At 70.5% G+C, this 14,799-nt stretch carries 13 protein-coding genes; 5 read left to right on the forward strand and 8 right to left on the reverse strand.

The window, feature by feature from the left end; all coding sequences use genetic code 11:
• Position 1: 1 nt before the first annotated feature.
• Complete coding sequence (locus E8A74_RS24390) at positions 2 to 928, reverse strand: ArsR/SmtB family transcription factor (RefSeq protein WP_136931463.1); 927 nt, start codon at positions 926 to 928, stop codon at positions 2 to 4.
• 59 nt (positions 929 to 987) lie between these two features.
• Between E8A74_RS24390 and E8A74_RS55590 the strand changes: the two genes are divergently transcribed.
• Entirely contained in the window at positions 988 to 1,116 is a 129-nt protein-coding gene (locus E8A74_RS55590; protein ID WP_269749890.1) for a hypothetical protein, read from the forward strand.
• A gap of 162 nt (positions 1,117 to 1,278) precedes the next feature.
• Here E8A74_RS55590 and E8A74_RS52630 read toward each other — a convergent pair whose 3' ends face one another.
• The 3 genes from E8A74_RS52630 to erpA form a co-directional block, all read right to left on the reverse strand.
• On the reverse strand, positions 1,279 to 1,428 hold the full coding sequence (locus E8A74_RS52630; protein ID WP_170229337.1) for a hypothetical protein: 150 nt from the start codon (positions 1,426 to 1,428) through the stop codon (positions 1,279 to 1,281).
• On the reverse strand, positions 1,425 to 2,276 hold the full coding sequence (locus E8A74_RS24395) for a sigma-70 family RNA polymerase sigma factor (protein WP_136931464.1): 852 nt from the start codon (positions 2,274 to 2,276) through the stop codon (positions 1,425 to 1,427). The genes E8A74_RS52630 and E8A74_RS24395 overlap by 4 nt, the downstream gene beginning before the upstream one ends.
• 406 nt (positions 2,277 to 2,682) lie before the next feature.
• On the reverse strand, positions 2,683 to 3,009 hold the full coding sequence (erpA, locus tag E8A74_RS24400) for an iron-sulfur cluster insertion protein ErpA (RefSeq protein ID WP_136931465.1): 327 nt from the start codon (positions 3,007 to 3,009) through the stop codon (positions 2,683 to 2,685).
• Positions 3,010 to 3,374: 365 nt separating this feature from the next.
• Here erpA and E8A74_RS54065 point away from each other — a divergent pair, with 365 nt between their 5' ends.
• The gene (locus E8A74_RS54065; protein WP_211365436.1) at positions 3,375 to 3,980 is read left to right on the forward strand and encodes a cobalamin-dependent protein; all 606 of its coding nucleotides are present in this window, start codon (positions 3,375 to 3,377) and stop codon (positions 3,978 to 3,980) included.
• Between the two features lie 126 nt (positions 3,981 to 4,106).
• Positions 4,107 to 6,698: an HD domain-containing protein gene (locus E8A74_RS55595; protein ID WP_136931466.1), complete on the forward strand. Its 2,592-nt coding sequence runs from the start codon at positions 4,107 to 4,109 to the stop codon at positions 6,696 to 6,698.
• Between the two features lie 455 nt (positions 6,699 to 7,153).
• Here E8A74_RS55595 and E8A74_RS54935 read toward each other — a convergent pair whose 3' ends face one another.
• The gene (locus E8A74_RS54935) at positions 7,154 to 7,306 is read right to left on the reverse strand and encodes a hypothetical protein (RefSeq protein WP_232379720.1); all 153 of its coding nucleotides are present in this window, start codon (positions 7,304 to 7,306) and stop codon (positions 7,154 to 7,156) included.
• Positions 7,307 to 7,768: 462 nt separating this feature from the next.
• On the opposite strand from E8A74_RS54935, the gene E8A74_RS56055 reads away from it, so the two are divergent.
• Entirely contained in the window at positions 7,769 to 8,755 is a 987-nt protein-coding gene (locus E8A74_RS56055) for an AAA family ATPase (protein ID WP_420814218.1), read from the forward strand.
• Here the strand turns inward: E8A74_RS56055 and E8A74_RS24420 are convergent.
• Genes E8A74_RS24420 through E8A74_RS24430 form a run of 3 tightly spaced genes read right to left on the reverse strand, consistent with a single transcriptional unit; the run spans position 8,752 to position 12,325 of the window.
• Positions 8,752 to 9,663: an ABC transporter permease gene (locus E8A74_RS24420; RefSeq protein ID WP_136931468.1), complete on the reverse strand. Its 912-nt coding sequence runs from the start codon at positions 9,661 to 9,663 to the stop codon at positions 8,752 to 8,754. The two genes, E8A74_RS56055 and E8A74_RS24420, sit on opposite strands and share 4 nt — an antisense overlap.
• Positions 9,660 to 10,769: an ABC transporter permease gene (locus tag E8A74_RS24425; RefSeq protein WP_136931469.1), complete on the reverse strand. Its 1,110-nt coding sequence runs from the start codon at positions 10,767 to 10,769 to the stop codon at positions 9,660 to 9,662. The genes E8A74_RS24420 and E8A74_RS24425 overlap by 4 nt, the downstream gene beginning before the upstream one ends.
• Positions 10,766 to 12,325 (reverse strand): ABC transporter ATP-binding protein, encoded by a 1,560-nt coding sequence (locus E8A74_RS24430; protein WP_136931470.1) that lies wholly within the window; start codon positions 12,323 to 12,325, stop codon positions 10,766 to 10,768. Before E8A74_RS24430 ends, E8A74_RS24425 begins: the two co-directional genes overlap by 4 nt.
• A 96-nt stretch (positions 12,326 to 12,421) precedes the next feature.
• Here E8A74_RS24430 and E8A74_RS24435 point away from each other — a divergent pair, with 96 nt between their 5' ends.
• Positions 12,422 to 14,788: a fused MFS/spermidine synthase gene (locus E8A74_RS24435; protein WP_136931471.1), complete on the forward strand. Its 2,367-nt coding sequence runs from the start codon at positions 12,422 to 12,424 to the stop codon at positions 14,786 to 14,788.
• Positions 14,789 to 14,799: the final 11 nt, after the last annotated feature.

The raw sequence follows: 14,799 nt of genomic DNA on the forward strand, positions 1-14,799 counted from the left end.
GTCAGGCGTTCGGCTTGGTGGCGATGGCGAGGACGACTTCGAAATGGGGCTTCTTGGGTTCGCGGCACGTGACGTCGGCGAACGTGACGGTGAGGCCGGCTCGGGAGAGCATCCGCTTCAGGGTTCGAGGAGCGAAGCCGGGGTGGCGTTCGCCGTAGGCCGCGGTGATCGTCCGATGCTCGTGCGCGTCGAGCGTGAGCGCCACCAGACGGCCGTTCGGGCGCAGCACGCGCGCGCACTCCTCGAGCGCTCGCTGCGGCCTCTCCGCATAGGTCAGCGTGTGAAAGAGGACGATCGCGTCGAAGGACGCCGCGCGGAACGGGAGCTCGTGCATGTCGGCGACCTCTGCGCGCACGTTCTTGTGACGAGCGAGGCGCTTCGTCGCGGCCTCGATCATCCGGGCGTTCGTGTCGATGCACGTGAGCGACGCGCAGTACGGAGCGAGATAGCCGGCCGCAGCGCCGTCCCCCGACCCGACATCGAGCACCTCCCCGAGGTCGAGCAGCGCCGCGATCCCCACGGACAGCGACTGCCACGTGCGGCCTGGCGAGTAGTGACGCTCCATCTCGCCGACGAACGAATCCGGGAGCGCTCCGCAGCGCTCGTCATCGAGAAACGACAGCCGGCGCTTGTCGCGCTCGAGCGTCGGATCGCCTGATCTCGTAGCCGCGTCGAGGACGGTCTTCGCGGTGCTGGACAAGGACTCCTTCGCGAGCACGTAGAAGGAGCGCTGCCCGTCCCGCCGGTCGCGGACGATGCCGCCCTCGCGAAGGCGCGCCAGATGCGTGGACACCCGCGACTGCGAGATGCCGGTGATCTTCACGAGATCCGTGACGCTGAGCTCCCGCTCGAGGAGCAAGGCGCACAAGCGGAGACGGCTCTCGTCGCCGAGCATGTTGAGCGTGCCAACGGTTCCAGCGAGGTCCATGTATGTGCTCATCTACATAAGCAGATGCGTTCGGGCGTCGCAAGGCGCGCTCGAAGCACATGACCGGCCGCTTTGCCCTCGCGCAGGAGCCGTCGGTCGGCCCCCTCCGCTGCGGCCGTATTCCCGGCTACGGCATGACGCCACCCTACGTGGGCCTCGCGCGGACGGTCGAGCTCATCATCGAATGATCTTGCACCGATGGCACACGTATACCTCGGCGCCGGCAAACAGCGCGCGCGTGACGTGCACCGAAGGCCGGGCCTCAGCGCAGCTCTTGGCGGTGTGCTTTGGGGAATGGCAGCGAGACTTGCCCGAGGGGCATCTTCACAGCGGAGACCAGCGAGCGGCCCTCACGAGACCGGCCCTGCCCCGAGGAGCTCGCCGAGATCGAGGCGGGAATGGCGACCGCGGTGGTCGTGGAACCCAATGAACTTCCGCTTCCGCTGCCGCTGCTGCTGCTGCTGCTGCTGCTGCTGCAGCGGCACGGGCGGAGAGATCAAGCCGCGAGCGGGTGGAGCCGGTCGCGCAGCTTGCGCTTGGCGCGGGCCTCGAGCTGGCGCGCGCGCTCGCGCGAGACGCCGAGGCGCCTGCCAATCTCGGCGAGCGAGAGCTCCTCCTCCGGATCGGCCATCATGCGCGTCTCCACGATGTATCGCTCGCGCGGATCGAGGTTCTGCACCGCTTGCTCGAGGCGCTCGCGCAAAAGCGCTCCCTCCTCGGCGCGCGAGAATCGCTCCTCTTGATCCTGGTCCTCGGCGACCAGGGTATCGACGAGCGAACGCGCGCCGTCCTCGAACACCTTCGTATCGAGCGAGACGTCCCGGGCTTCGAGCCGGCGGGCCATCTCGACGACCTTCTCCGCGGGCGCGCCAAACTTCTCGGCGAGGAGCTTGTCCCCCGCTTCGCCTTCGCCCACGAGCCCCGCGATACGCGCGCGCTCTCGGCGGAGACGGAAGAACATCTTCGACCGGAGCGGGCCGGATCCGACGCCGACGAGGCTCCATGAATGAATCACGTGGTTCAGGATGTACGCACGGATCCAGTATGCCGCATACGTGACGAACCGATTGCCGCGATCCGGGTCGTACTTGCGGATCGCGTGCACGATCCCGAAGTTCCCCTCGGCGATGAGATCGGCGAGAGGAATGCCATAACGCCGGTAGCTGATCGCGATGGACACGACATGCCGCAGGTTGGCGAGCGCCAGCCGTGCGGCCGCGCGCTCGTCTCCCCGATCCCGGAAAGCACGGGCGAGCTCGACCTCCTCCTCGCGCGAGAGCTCCGGAATTTGCCGAACATGCGCGATATATCGAGAAACCGCGCTGCTTTGGTCTCGAGAGGTCTGCACGTCTTCCCTCATTCTCATGAAAGGTGCGATTTCCGTGGGCGCACCGCGTAGTCGCTCGGCCTACCCGCCGTGGACGCCGTTTCGAGGGGCCTTCGAGGACGTCGGCCCCGACGGACCGACTCCCTGCATGACTCACGCCGCCCGCGATTGGTTCGAACCTGGACCGCGTGTGGCACGCCCCTGGCTCACGGGGTGACATGGCCCCAGAGAGGAAGGACCCTGGGTGCGGCGTGGCTGCACGCTGTGCGACCGGAACGGCCGTGAATGCACACTTCGGGAAGGCCCGAAGAACGCAGAAAGCCGGAAGTCCGTGGGGATTTTCGAGGTGTTTGCCGTCCGCGGGGGAGCGGGCGGCGCGGCGCGGACGAGCGCCGCGGTGGGGCGCGGGAGAGCGCGGGAGAGCGTGCTAGGCGGAGAACGAAGAGCCGCAGCCGCAGGTGCTCTTCGTGTTCGGGTTCGAGAACTTGAACCCCGAGCCGTGGAGGCCTTCCACGTAATCAATCTCCGTCCCGTCGAGGTACTGATAGCTCAGCGGGTCGACGTAGAGCTTGATGCCTTTGTCCTCGAAGGTCTCGTCGAGGTCGGTCGGCTTGTCCTCGAAGTAGAGATCGTAGGAGAAGCCGGCACAACCGCCGCCGATGACACGCAGACGCAGGCCCTGCCCCATGAGATCCTCGGCCGTCGCAATCTCGACGACCTTCTCGGCTGCCTTAGGCGTGATGCTGATAGACATAGTTCTCCTCGTAGCCTCGTCCGGAGAAGCCATGGACGCGGGTGGTGTGCGTCGCAGAGGCCGCGCTGAGGTCGGCGGCTCCCAGACGCTCCCTAAGATAGGCAACCTCCTAGCCACTTGCCAGTGGTAGATGACGCTACGGAACAAAAGGGCATGCGGCTCCTACGTCGCGGCGTGAACATGATGCGAAGCGGGATCCCAGCGCCGGACGAGCGCGAGGTCCTGCGCGCGCTCCGGGTGCCCCACGCGACCCGGATCGCCGACATCGACGAGCGCGGGGTGCGGGACGCGATCACGCTCGCGCTCGATCGCGCGCTCGGGATGGCCTCGTTCGAGGGGTCACGCAGGGGACGCCGCCTGGGCTCTTGCGTTCGGCCGTGCTCGCGGAGCGGTTCCGCGGCGCGCGCGAGGTCGCGTTCCTGGTCGTCACGCTCGGCGAGCGATGGGACGAGGCGCTCGATGAGCTCGCGCGGCGCGGCGAGCCGGCCGAGGCGTGGTTCCTCGACGCGGTCGGAACGTTCTTCGTGGACCGGGCCACGCGGGTGGGTGTTCTCGCAGGCGATCCGCGAGGGCCGGACATCGGCAAGAACATCGTGGGCCTGATGCTCCGCAACTTCGGCTTCGACGTGCACGACCTCGGGCGCAACGTGCCGCTCGAAGACATCCTCGCCGCCGCGCGCGAGCACAAGGCGCAGATCATCGGCCTGTCGGCGCTCATGACGACGACGATGATGCGCATGAAAGACGTCATCGACGCCGTGCGAGGCCAAGGTCTGCCGCACGTGGTGATGATCGGCGGCGCCGTGACCACGCCCTCGTTCGCCGAGGAAATCCACGCCGACGGCTACGGCAAGGACGTAGGCGACGTGGTCGCGATCGCCGAGCGGATGCTCGTGACGCACAAGGAGCGGTTCCCGCGGGAAGGCTCGGAAAAAGCCGCCACGCAGGCGCCACGCTCGCCCTCGCCGTAGCGCCTCGCGTGCGCCGCGGGTGATGCGCACGCTCCTTCCTGCCCCGCCCTCTTCCTGCCCCGCCCTCTTCCTGCCCCGCCCCTTCCCCCCTCCCCCTCGCGGGCCGAGTCGGACTACCCTCGGAAGATGGCGCACCTCGAGACGTCCACGCTCTGGGAAAGCACGCTCGCGCCCCGCGGGGCCGACGACGCAGCGGGGCCTCGCGCGACCTTGCGCGACGCGCTTTCGCGCATCCGCGGGCGCGCCACGGCCATCGCGAACGAGATGGTCGCAGCGCGCACCGACGAGCCGAGCCTCGCGGACCTTTTGCACACCGACGATCTGTGGATCAGCGCAGACACGGTGGCAGGGCCGAGCTTCTCGCTGACGCCGCCCGAGGCGTTCGTGCTCGCGTCGTCGCTCGTCGTGCACGATCTCGCGCTCGCGCTGGCGACGATGCACGGCGGGGCGGACGCGCTGAAGGGCGAGCGCACGTGGCTCGACGCGGTCGTGGGCATGCTGGTGCGCAAGCTCGGGCGCGCGCCGACGACGGCCGAGCTGCAGCAGCCGCCGGCCGACATCGAAGAAGACGCGATCGCAGAGGCGCTGCGCGTGCTCTACGCCAGGCACGCCGAGCGGCTCGCGCTCGCGCCATACGGGGACGCGCACGGGCAAGAGCACCACCTGGTCGAGCCGGTGGAGCTCCGGCAGGCCTACGGGTCGACGATCGGCCGCGTCGCGCGGAGCCACCTGTGGCTCGCGACGGAGCTGCCGGAGCACTTCCACGAGACGATCGCGCCGCTCGCCGGGATGCCCTCGGGCTGGACGGTGGACGCATTCAAGCTCGCCTGCCTCTTGCGCGTCGCGGACGTGGCGCGGATCGATTTTTCGCGCGCGCCGCACTTCTGGCGCGCGGCGCGCAGGCCCGCGGGGGCGCGGCGGGAGCACTGGATCTTGCAGGAGAAGCTGCGCGAGCCGTACGTCGCGAACAGCCGGCTGATCTTCCTCGCCGACAGCCCCTTCACGGTGGAAGAGGCGCCCGCGTTCTGGCTCGGGATGGACACGCTGGTCGCGGTGGATCGCGAGCTGCGGATCGTGGACACGCTGCTCGCGGAGGCAGGTCGGCCGAGGCTCGTGGCGCGCGGCGTGGCAGGCGTGGAGGACCCGAGCCGGCTCGCGGATTTCCTCCCCGTCGAGGGATGGACGCCGGTGGATACGCGGGTGCACGTGACGGACATCCCGTCGCTCGTGGAGCGGCTCGGCGCGACGCGGCTCGACGAGAGCGACGCGTCGATGCCGCTGCGCGAGCTCGTGCAGAACGCGGCGAGCGCGGTGCGCGCGCGGCGCATGCTGGAGGAGTGGCCGAGCGACTGGGGCACGATCACGGTGCGGCTCGGCGAGGACGAGGAAGGGCACTGGCTGGAGATCGAGGACACGGGCACGGGGATGCCCGCAGAGGCGCTCTCGGCGCCGCTGCGCGACACGGCGAGCGAGTACTGGTCGTCGCTGCTCTTGCGCCGGGATCCGCCGGGGCTCCTGGCGAAGGGCTTCCGCCGCGGAGGCGGCGGGCTCGGGCCCTTCGCGGTGTTCCTTTGGGGTCAAAGGGCCCGGGTCACGACACGCACGTCCGATCGGGGGCGGAAGGAGACGAGCGTGCTCGAGCTCTATGCGGGCGGGACGACGCGCCCGATCCTGCGCGCGGCCGCGGACGCGGAGGTGATGAGCGACGCGGGGACACGCGTGCGGGTGTGGCTGCGCGCGCCGCCGGACGCACCGGACGGGATCTTCTACCGGCGCGGGCACGATCGCTGCTGGACGCTGGAGGAGCTCTGCGCGTGGCTCTGCCCGGCGCTCGACGTGCACCTCGACGTGGAGGACGCACACGGCAAGCGCACGCGCGTGGTGCCGGCGTCGGACTGGATGACGATCGACGGCTACGAGCTGCTCGGCCGGACGTGGAGCCCGGAGCCCGAGCCGTTCGAGAGGCTCTGGCCGCGCGAGATCCCGGAGATGGCGCAGAACCTGCGGCCGCTCGTGACGTCGTCGGGCGACACGGTGGGCCGCGCGTGCATCCACCCGACGTACGCGGGCGTGGTGGCCGTGGGCGGGCTGCGCGCGTGTTCGATGCGAGGGATCTCGGGCGTGCTCGTGGGTCGTCCCGGGGCGACGCGAGAGGCGACGGCGGTGCCCGTGGTGGAGCGGCAGGAGCTCGCGCGGTGGGCGTCGGAGCAAGCGGCGCTCTTGTCGGCGCTCGTGAAGGAGCCGGCGGAGCAGATGGCGTGCGCGCAGATCGTGCGGGCGTGCGGCGGTCGTCTCGGCGCGCTGCCGATCGCGGAGAGCGCCAAGGGATGGCTGTCGGAGCAGGCGATCGCGGCGTGGGACGTGGTGCCGGACGAGGTGCTGCTCGTGCGGGATCACCAGCGCGGGCGTGGTCCGTGGTGGCGCGCGAAGATCACGCTCGCGCCGAACGTGCTGGTGGTGCGGATGCACCTGCCGGCGATCCTGGATGCGCGGGATCCGACACTGTGGCCGAGCGAAGAAGCGCCGAGCGGTGAGCCGTGGCGCGCGGTGCTGCGGACGCTGGCGGGCGCAGTGCTGGAGGCGCTGGCGCGCGCGTGGGGCGTGCCACTCGACGAGGTGGTGCGATCGACGGGGCCGTCGCGGGAGTCACGGGTGATCGGGGTGGCGGATGGGCGGAGCGTGGAGAGTTTTGTGGATGTGGTGAAGCGGCCGGGTTGAGGGAGCGGCGGGGGCCGGGTCGACGAACAAGGGGCGTGGGTGGTCCCCCCGAACTCGGGCCCTGCGGGCCCTCAAACAACAGGACCCCCCCACCCACGCCCCTTGTTCGTCGTCCCAACCCCCCCCACCTTCCGCGCGGGACACCCCCGACGGCTGGGGAAAGAGGGGTGGGGAGCGCTGACGGGGGGGACGGCGGACGGAAGAAGGACGCGAGGACTGGGATGAAGCTCGTCGTCGAGAAGGTCGGGCGGATCGAGAAGGCGGAGATCGAGATCCGGCCGCTCACCGTGTTCATCGGGGAGAACGGGACGGGCAAGACGTGGACGGCGATGGGGCTGTTTGCGCTGCTGAAGACCTCGTCCGGCCAGGGTCGAAACGAGAAACGAGTGACCCAGGACGTCGAGCGGTTGCTCGCGGACCGCGCGCACGAGTTCGTCGAGCAGGTGGAGAAAACGTCAGGGGAACTCCTGTTCGAGATTCGACGATCGGAGTTGCTCCGGTTGTTGCCCGAGCAGTTCGAGGTCCGGCTGGATCGGATCGACGGTGAAAGACTCGTCGGAGCGACGCTCGATGAACGAGCGCAGTTTCGCCTCACGCTCACGCAACACGAATTCGGCCGGTATCCCGAGGATCTGCTCCTTCGGCTGAAACTATCGCCGGGACACCTCTCGGCCACCCTCTTCGAAGGGGACTCCGAACCCTTGGTCGGTACGAGCTTCAGCACGCGTGATCTGCGAGAGGCCGTTCAAGCGCAGCTCGCGATCCTTCTCTCTGCCTGGATACGACGCATGCGCATCCTGCCTGTGGAGCGGGATTTCTTGTCGCCAAAGTACGTGCAGCTCCTCGTCCAGGGCATCCGATTGTCCCTCGGTCAGCAGGCCTTCTGTGAACTGCTTTCCTTCGCCCAGGCACGGGGAGCGTCCCCGTCGCGAGAGGACCAGGAGCTCGTACGGCTCACGGGGCAAGTGCTCGGGGGGCGCTTTGGGTTCGAAGAACCCAGCGCATCCCTCGTCTTCAAGCCTGAAGGAGCGAACGAGCCCAGCATGCTGCCGGTCGCTGGATGCGCCTCCATGCAGAAATCGCTCGCAGGCCTGCAGTTGTTCCTCGAAACGGCAGAACGCGGTGACCTGTTGATCATCGACGAGCCCGAGCTCAGCGCGCACCCGGAAGCCCAGGTAAAGCTCGTCGAACTCTTCGCTCTGATGATCCGTCGCGGCATCCAGCTCGTGCTCATCACACACTCGCCCTACATCCTCGACCGCCTGTCGACGCTCCTCGAACTTGCCCGACTCAGCGAGGAGCAACGAGCGCGGGTCGCCGATGTCCTCGCGCTCGGGAACCCGGATGCGTACGTCACCCCGGACGAGGTCGCCGTGTGCCTTCCGGACAGAACACAAGGCGGGTCTCTTCGTTCATCTGCTCGAAGAGAAGGCACGCACGGCCGACATCTCGTACCTCGCCAGGCCCTGGGAAAAGCAGCGATCTCCTGGGCTCCCGAGCCCCTGAAGCGCGCGCGTTCGCGCAAAGCCGGGCGCGCCGAGATGGGGTGGAGGGGATTTTCGGTGCAACGGGTCGGCTTGCCGTTGCGTGGCGTGTGGTGCACGCACGGAAAATCGCCCCGTCGAGCGTCAGCGACGGTGGTTGCTCCATGCAAGACGGTCCTTCGCCGCTGCACGGGAGCGGTCGCACCGGTGCAAGGAGCCTCCCGCCCCCGTGACGGCGGTGTTTGCACGTGCGCAAGCAGCGATGTGGCGTGGGATGGCGGAGCGTTGTCCCCGTGCAACCACGGTGAACGAACGTCGTTGGCCGCCCTTGCACGCGTGCAAGGCACGCCACGCAAGTGGCACGGGTCGCGTTGCGCGCACGCAAGGCACGCCTCGCAAAGGGCACGCGTCGTTTTGCGTGCGTGCATGGCACGCCTCGCAGGTGGACGCGTCCTTTTGCCCGCGCGCACGGGCCGGACGGGCCGGTGGTTGCCACGATCTGCGCCGGCGCGCGTGCGCTGCGGAGCGGACGTTGCGGGCCCGCGCGCGCGTGCACGGGCACTCGGGACCTAGTCGGCGGCGTGTTTGCCGAGACCCTCGGGCGCACCTGCGCGGCGTGGGGCGAGCGCGAGCACGAGCAAGGTCGCGACGTAGGGCAAGGTCTGGATCAGATCGCCGATCGCCGTCTTGCGCACCTCGTCCTGGAGCACGATTTGCAGCGCTTCGAGCGTGCCGAACGCGAGGCACGCGAGCGCGGCGCGGCCCGCGCGCCAGCCCGAGACGACGACGGCCGCGAGCGCGATGAAGCCACGCCCCGCAGACATGCCGGACTCGAAGCGCTGCTGGTCGTACGCGAGGTGTGCGCCGCCGAGCGCGCAGATCGCGCCGGAGACGGCGAGCGCGGTGAGGCGGACGCGCGTGACGGCGATGCCCACGCTCGCGGCGGCGACGGGGTTCTCGCCCGCGGCGCGGACGCGCAGGCCGAAGCGGGTCCTTTGCAGGAGGAACGGGGTCGCGGCGACGGCGGCGAGCGCGAGGAAAAAGACGGGATCGGCGAGGACACGCAGGAGCATCGCGCCGCCCGTGGCGCCCGTGGGGCCGAACCGGTACGCCTCGATCCCCGGGGAGTTCGAGGCGCTGTCGTAGAGGGCGCGCAAGCCCATGCGGGTCGCGGCGAGCGCGAAGAGGTTCAAGGCGATGCCGCTGATGACGGCGTGGACGCGGGCGCGCTCCGTGAGCTGGCCGTGGCCGAGCGAGAGCGCGACGCCGGCAGCGATCGCCGCGACGAGGCCAAGCGTGGGGCTGTTCGTCGCGTGCGTGACGGCGACCGCGGTGAACGCGCCCGTGAGAAGGATGCCTTCGAGGCCGATCTGGATGACGCCCGCGCGCTCGGCCCACACGCCGCCAATCGCCGCGCACGTGTAGGGCACGGCGATGCGGATCGACTCGGCGAGCATGGTGAGGGAGAAGATCGAGCTCACGAGCGGGCCTCCTCGGAGGCAGGCGTGGGGGCCGGTTTGTCGCGCGGAGGTTCAGGCTCGGGGCCTTCGTTCGTCGCCGCGCGCGAGCCCTTCGCCGCGACGCGGCTCGCGACCGCGACAAGGACGATGAGCGTGGCTTCGAGGACGTCCATCGCCTCCTTCGGGACACGCGCGTTCACCGCGAGGCCGGCCTGCTCCAGCGTGCCGAGGAAGATCGCGGCGAGGACGATGCCGACGGCCTTGCCGCGGCCGAGCATGGCGACCGCGATGCCGCTCCACCCCGCGCCCGCGCCGAGGCCAAGCTCGTAGTACCCCTTGTACCCGAGCGCCGTCGAGGAGACGGCGAGCGCCGCGATCGCGCCGGAGAGGAGCATCGCGAGGAGCAAACGCCGCTCGACGTCGATGCCCTCGGCACGGCAAGCCTCGGCGCGAAACCCGACCCAGCGAATCTCGCGGCCGAGCCGGCTGCGTTCGAGCAGGGCCATTCCGACGAAGACGCTCACGACGGCCAGAGGGAAGGCGAAGCTCGCGGCGCTGCCCGCGAAGGAGGGCACGACGCGATCGAGGCGCGGGAGCGCGGCGCCAGGCGCGATGTCCGCGGTGCGGAGCGAATTGGAGCCGAGGACCGTGGTGAACGTCCACGGGAGGATCGCGTCCACGATGCGGTTGACCATGATGGCCGTGATGATCTCGTGCACGCCGCGACGCGCGCGCAGGATCGCCGGGATGAACGCGACGAGCGCGCCCACCGCGGCGGCGGTGGCGAGCACGATCGGCAGCGCGATCGGCATGGGAAGCGAGGCGGGGAGCTTCGAGGCGACGAGGCCGCCGACGAGGCTCGCGAGCGCGAGCTGCCCCTCGGCGCCGATGTTGAAGAGGCCCGCGCGCAGCGCGACCTCGAACGCGAGGCCCGTGAAGAGCAGCGGCGTGGCCTTGAAGAGGACCTGGCCGAGGCCGTAGGGCGTGCCCCACGTGCCCTCGAACGCGAGGCGCAGCGCCGAGGCCGGCGCTTCCCCGAACGCGAACGCGATCAGGTTGAAGATCAGGATGCCGCCCGCGATCGCGAGGACGATCGGGAGCAAGGCGCGGACGCGCTTGTCGTTCACGCGTCCTCCATGCCGAGCATGGCCCGGCCGATGACGTCGTCGGAGGACGTGGGCGGTAGCTCCGTCACGATGCGGCCGCGGTGCAAGACGAGGATGCGGTGCGCGAGGCGCCTGAGCTCGCCGAGGTCCGCGCTCACCACGAGCACGGCGAGGCCCTTTTCCGCGGCCGCGACGATGGCGCCGTGGATCGTCGCGGCCGCCCCGACGTCGACGCCGCGGGTCGGTTGTCCGAGGACGACGAGCGCGCGCTCGGGGCTCGCCTCGATGCGATCGAGCGCGCGTCCCACGACGACCTTCTGCTGGTTGCCGCCGGACAGCTCGCCCGCGCGCCTCGCCGCGTCGGGCGGGTTCACGCCGAACCGATCGATACGACGCTTGATCAACGCGGCTTCCGCGGCGGGCCCGTCGATCTGGCCAAGCTCGCCGAGCACGAGGTTGTCGCCCACGGTCGCGTCGAGCATGAGCCCGTCGGCGTGGCGATCTTCGTGAACGACGGCGATCGCGCGGCGCCGCTTGCGAAGATCCTCCGTGGACCTCACGGCAGGCAGGCGCGCGCCGCCGAGGACGATCGATCCGGCCACGCCGGGTTCGAGCCCCGCCACCGCGCGCACGAGCTCGCGTTGCCCGTTGCCCTCGATGCCCGCGATTCCCACGATCTCCCCCTTCTTCACGGCGAGGCAGAGGCCGTCGAGCACGCGCTTGCCCGCGGCGTCGACGAGCACGAGGTCCTCGATCGAGAGCGCGACCTCCGCGTCCTCCGCGAGCGCGGGCGGGCTCGCCTCGGGCGGCGGCTCGCCGCCCATGATCGCGCGCGTGAGCTCGTCTTCGAGCCGCTTCGGGTGGTCGCGCTCGTCCGCTGTGATCGGCCGCGAGAGGACGGTCCTGCCGCGCCGCATGATCGTGACGTGGCCGGCGAAGCGGAGGACCTCGTCCATGCGGTGCGTGACGACGGCGATCGTCGCGCCTCCCTCGGCGAGCGCGCCGAGCGTCGTGTAGAGCTCCTCCGCTTCGAGCGGCGAGAGGACCGCGGTCGGCTCGTCGAGCAGGATCGCGCGGGCGCCGCGGTAGAGCACGCGCAAGATCTCCAGCCGCTGCCGCTCGCCCACCGCGAGATCCGAGGTGCGCGCGTCGAGGTTCACACGAAGGCCCGTCGTTTCCATGAGCGCCTCGGCCTCGCGCCGCGCCTTCGCGAGGTCGAGTCGGCCGAACGAGCCCGTGGGTTCGCTCCCGAGGACGAGGTTCTCCAGGGCCGTGAACGCTGAAACCAGCATGAAGTGCTGGTGCACCATTCCGATGGCGTTCGTCCACGCTTGGGGCTTCGGATCGCCTGCGGCGTCCTGCGCCCCAAACCCCCGGCCGTCCTCGATCCGCACCGTGCCCGCCACGCGTGGGGCGAACCCCGCGGCCGCCTTGAGCAGCGTCGACTTGCCGGCCCCGTTCTCGCCGAGGATCGCGTGGATCACGCCGGGCTCGAGGGTGATCGTGGCCGACCGGATGGACCAGCAATCGCCGTAACGAACGGCGATGTCTTCGATCTTCATCACGGGGCCGCGCATCGCCCCGAGGATACCGCGGGCCCTGCGCGCCGGGATCGGCGCCGATGACCTTTTTCACGCCGTGCGATCTCGGGCCCTTGGACTATCGTCCGCGGCGTGCGCCCTCGGTTTTCCCTCGTCGTGACGCTCTTCCTCGTCTCCGGATCGACCGGGCTCCTCTACGAGGTCGCGTTCGGCAAGCTGCTCGGCTACGTCTTCGGCGCGACGGCGTATGCCGTGAGCACGGTGCTCGCCGCGTTCATGGGCGGCATGGCGCTCGGCGCGCACCTCGGTGGCAAGCGCGCCGCGCGCATCGCCCGCCCGCTCGTGGCCTACGGGGCGCTGGAGATCATCGTTGGCCTCGTCGTCGCCGCCTCGCCCGCCGCGCTCGAAGCGCTCACCGCGGCCTATGTCCACGTCGCGCAGAAGGCCCCGGGCTCGCTCGCGATCCTGACGGCGGCGCGCGGCGCGTTGACGGCGCTCGTGGTGATCGTTCCGACGGTGGCGATGGGCGCGACGCTGCCGATCCTGGCGCGGGTCGTCGCCGGTGAGGTCGGCGCGCGCAGCCAGCGCCGGCTCTCGTTGCTCTACGCCATCAACACGGCGGGCGGCGCGATCGGCGCGCTGACGAGCGCCTACCTCGTCCTGCCCGCGCTCGGCGTGCGCGGTACGATCTGGGCGGCGGCGCTGGCGAACGTGACGATCGGCGTGACCGCGATCGTCGCGGGGAGGCGCGCGCCCGTGGAGGCGCCCGCGCCCGCGGCGGAGGAGACGAACGCGAAGCAGCCGGCGCCCGCGACGCCGGAGCACGGCCCGTATCACGAGAACACGGCGCTCGCGTTCGCGTTCGCCTCGGGGTTCATCGTGTTCGCGGCCGAGGTCGTCGAGACGCACCTGCTCGCGCTGCTCATCGGCAACAGCGCGTACGCGTTCGGCCTGATGCTCGCCGTCTTCCTCGTGTGCCTGGCGATCGGCGCGGCGCGCTCCCCTGCCCTCGCCGAGAAGCGCGGCGACCGCGCGCTCGCGTTCGGCCTCGGCGCTGCCGCGATCTCGCTCGCGCTCACCATGCCGCTCTGGGCCGAGCTGCCGCGCCTCTTCCTCTTCGCGGGCAAACATGTGCACTCCTGGACGGGCCGCGAGCTCGTCCGCGCGCTCGCCGCGCTCTTGATCCTCGCGGTCCCCACGGTCTTTTTGGGCACGACGTTCCCGCTCCTGCTCCACCGCGTGGCGTCGATGCCCGACGTCGGCGCGCGCGTCGGACGGCTGACCGTGGTGAACACGGTCGGCACGATCTTCGGCTCGATCATCACGGGCTACGTCATCCTGCCGGCGCTCGGATCCCAGGGCACGCTGCTCGGCGTCGTCGCGGCGCTCGCGATCGCCTCGGTGCTCGCCTCGCGCGTGGCCAGCGGAGACAAGGGCTCGGCCGTCGCGCGGTTCGGCTTGCCCGCGGCCGCGATCGTCGTCGCGGCCGTGCTGCCGCGCTGGGACATGGCGCGCATGACGAACGGCGCGAACGTGTACTTCTCCGCGGGCCCGCCGCCCGATCGCATCGAGATGGTGCGCGAGGACGTGCACGGCGGCGTGACCACGGTGGCGCGGCGCGCCGAGGTGCTCACGCTCTACACGAACGGCAAGTTCCAGGGCGACAACGGGCCCGAGATGGCCGCGCAGCGCAGGTTCGCGCACTTCCCCTCGATGTTCCTCCGCGGCACGGAGAAGCGCGTGCTCGTGATCGGGCTCGGCACGGGCACGACGCTCGGCACGATCGCCACCTACCCGTGGGAGCGCATCGAGGTCGCCGAGATCTCGCCCGCCATCGTGGACGCGTCGCGGAAGTATTTCGCAGGGCCGGCGCGGAACGCGCTCGACGATCCGCGCACGGCGCTCTCACTCGAAGACGGCCGCAACCACCTGCTCGTGTCGCCGGGCGGCTACGACCTCGTGACGATGGAGCTGACGAGCGTGTGGTTCGCAGGCGCCGCGAGCCTCTACAGCCGCGAGTTCTACGAGCTCGTGCGCGCGCGCCTCGCGGACGGCGGCATCCTCCAGCAGTGGGTGCAGCTCCACCACATCCGCAGGCGCGAGCTCGCGGCCATCGTGCGCACGCTGCGCGTCGTCTTCCCGCACGTCGCGCTCTTCGTCGGCGGATCGCAGGGCATCCTCGTGGCGAGCGCGCGGCCCCTCGTCGCCTCGCGCGCCGAGCTCGATCGGCTCGCGACGGCGCCGCCGATCCGCGAGACGCTCGGCGCCGGCACCTTGCCAGGCCTGCTCGACGAGCTCGTGGCCTCGGGCGAGGAGCTCGATCGGTTCGTCGCGGAGACGCCGGGCGAGCCGCTCGTCTCCACCGACGACAACCTCTTCCTCGAATACGCGACGCCCAAGGGCAACGTGCTCGACTACTGGCAGTCGCTCCGCGAGACGCTCGTGATGCTCGACGGGTACCGCACGCCGAACCCGGCCGCGCGGCACCTCGGGCCTTAGGCCAAACGCGC

The sequence above is a fragment of the Polyangium fumosum genome (assembly GCF_005144585.1).
In the GTDB taxonomy this organism is placed as follows: domain Bacteria; phylum Myxococcota_A; class Polyangia; order Polyangiales; family Polyangiaceae; genus Polyangium; species Polyangium fumosum.

What these genes read in the sequence shown, in the direction of transcription:
- E8A74_RS24390 (WP_136931463.1), bottom strand. Translation starts at nt 928, where the DNA reads ATGGACCTCGCTGGAACCGTTGGCACGCTCAACATGCTCGGCGACGAG.
- E8A74_RS55590 (WP_269749890.1), top strand. Translation starts at nt 988, where the DNA reads ATGACCGGCCGCTTTGCCCTCGCGCAGGAGCCGTCGGTCGGCCCCCTC.
- erpA (WP_136931465.1), bottom strand. Translation starts at nt 3,009, where the DNA reads ATGTCTATCAGCATCACGCCTAAGGCAGCCGAGAAGGTCGTCGAGATT.
- E8A74_RS55595 (WP_136931466.1), top strand. Translation starts at nt 4,107, where the DNA reads ATGGCGCACCTCGAGACGTCCACGCTCTGGGAAAGCACGCTCGCGCCC.
- E8A74_RS56055 (WP_420814218.1), top strand. Translation starts at nt 7,769, where the DNA reads ATGCAGAAATCGCTCGCAGGCCTGCAGTTGTTCCTCGAAACGGCAGAA.
- E8A74_RS24430 (WP_136931470.1), bottom strand. Translation starts at nt 12,325, where the DNA reads ATGCGCGGCCCCGTGATGAAGATCGAAGACATCGCCGTTCGTTACGGC.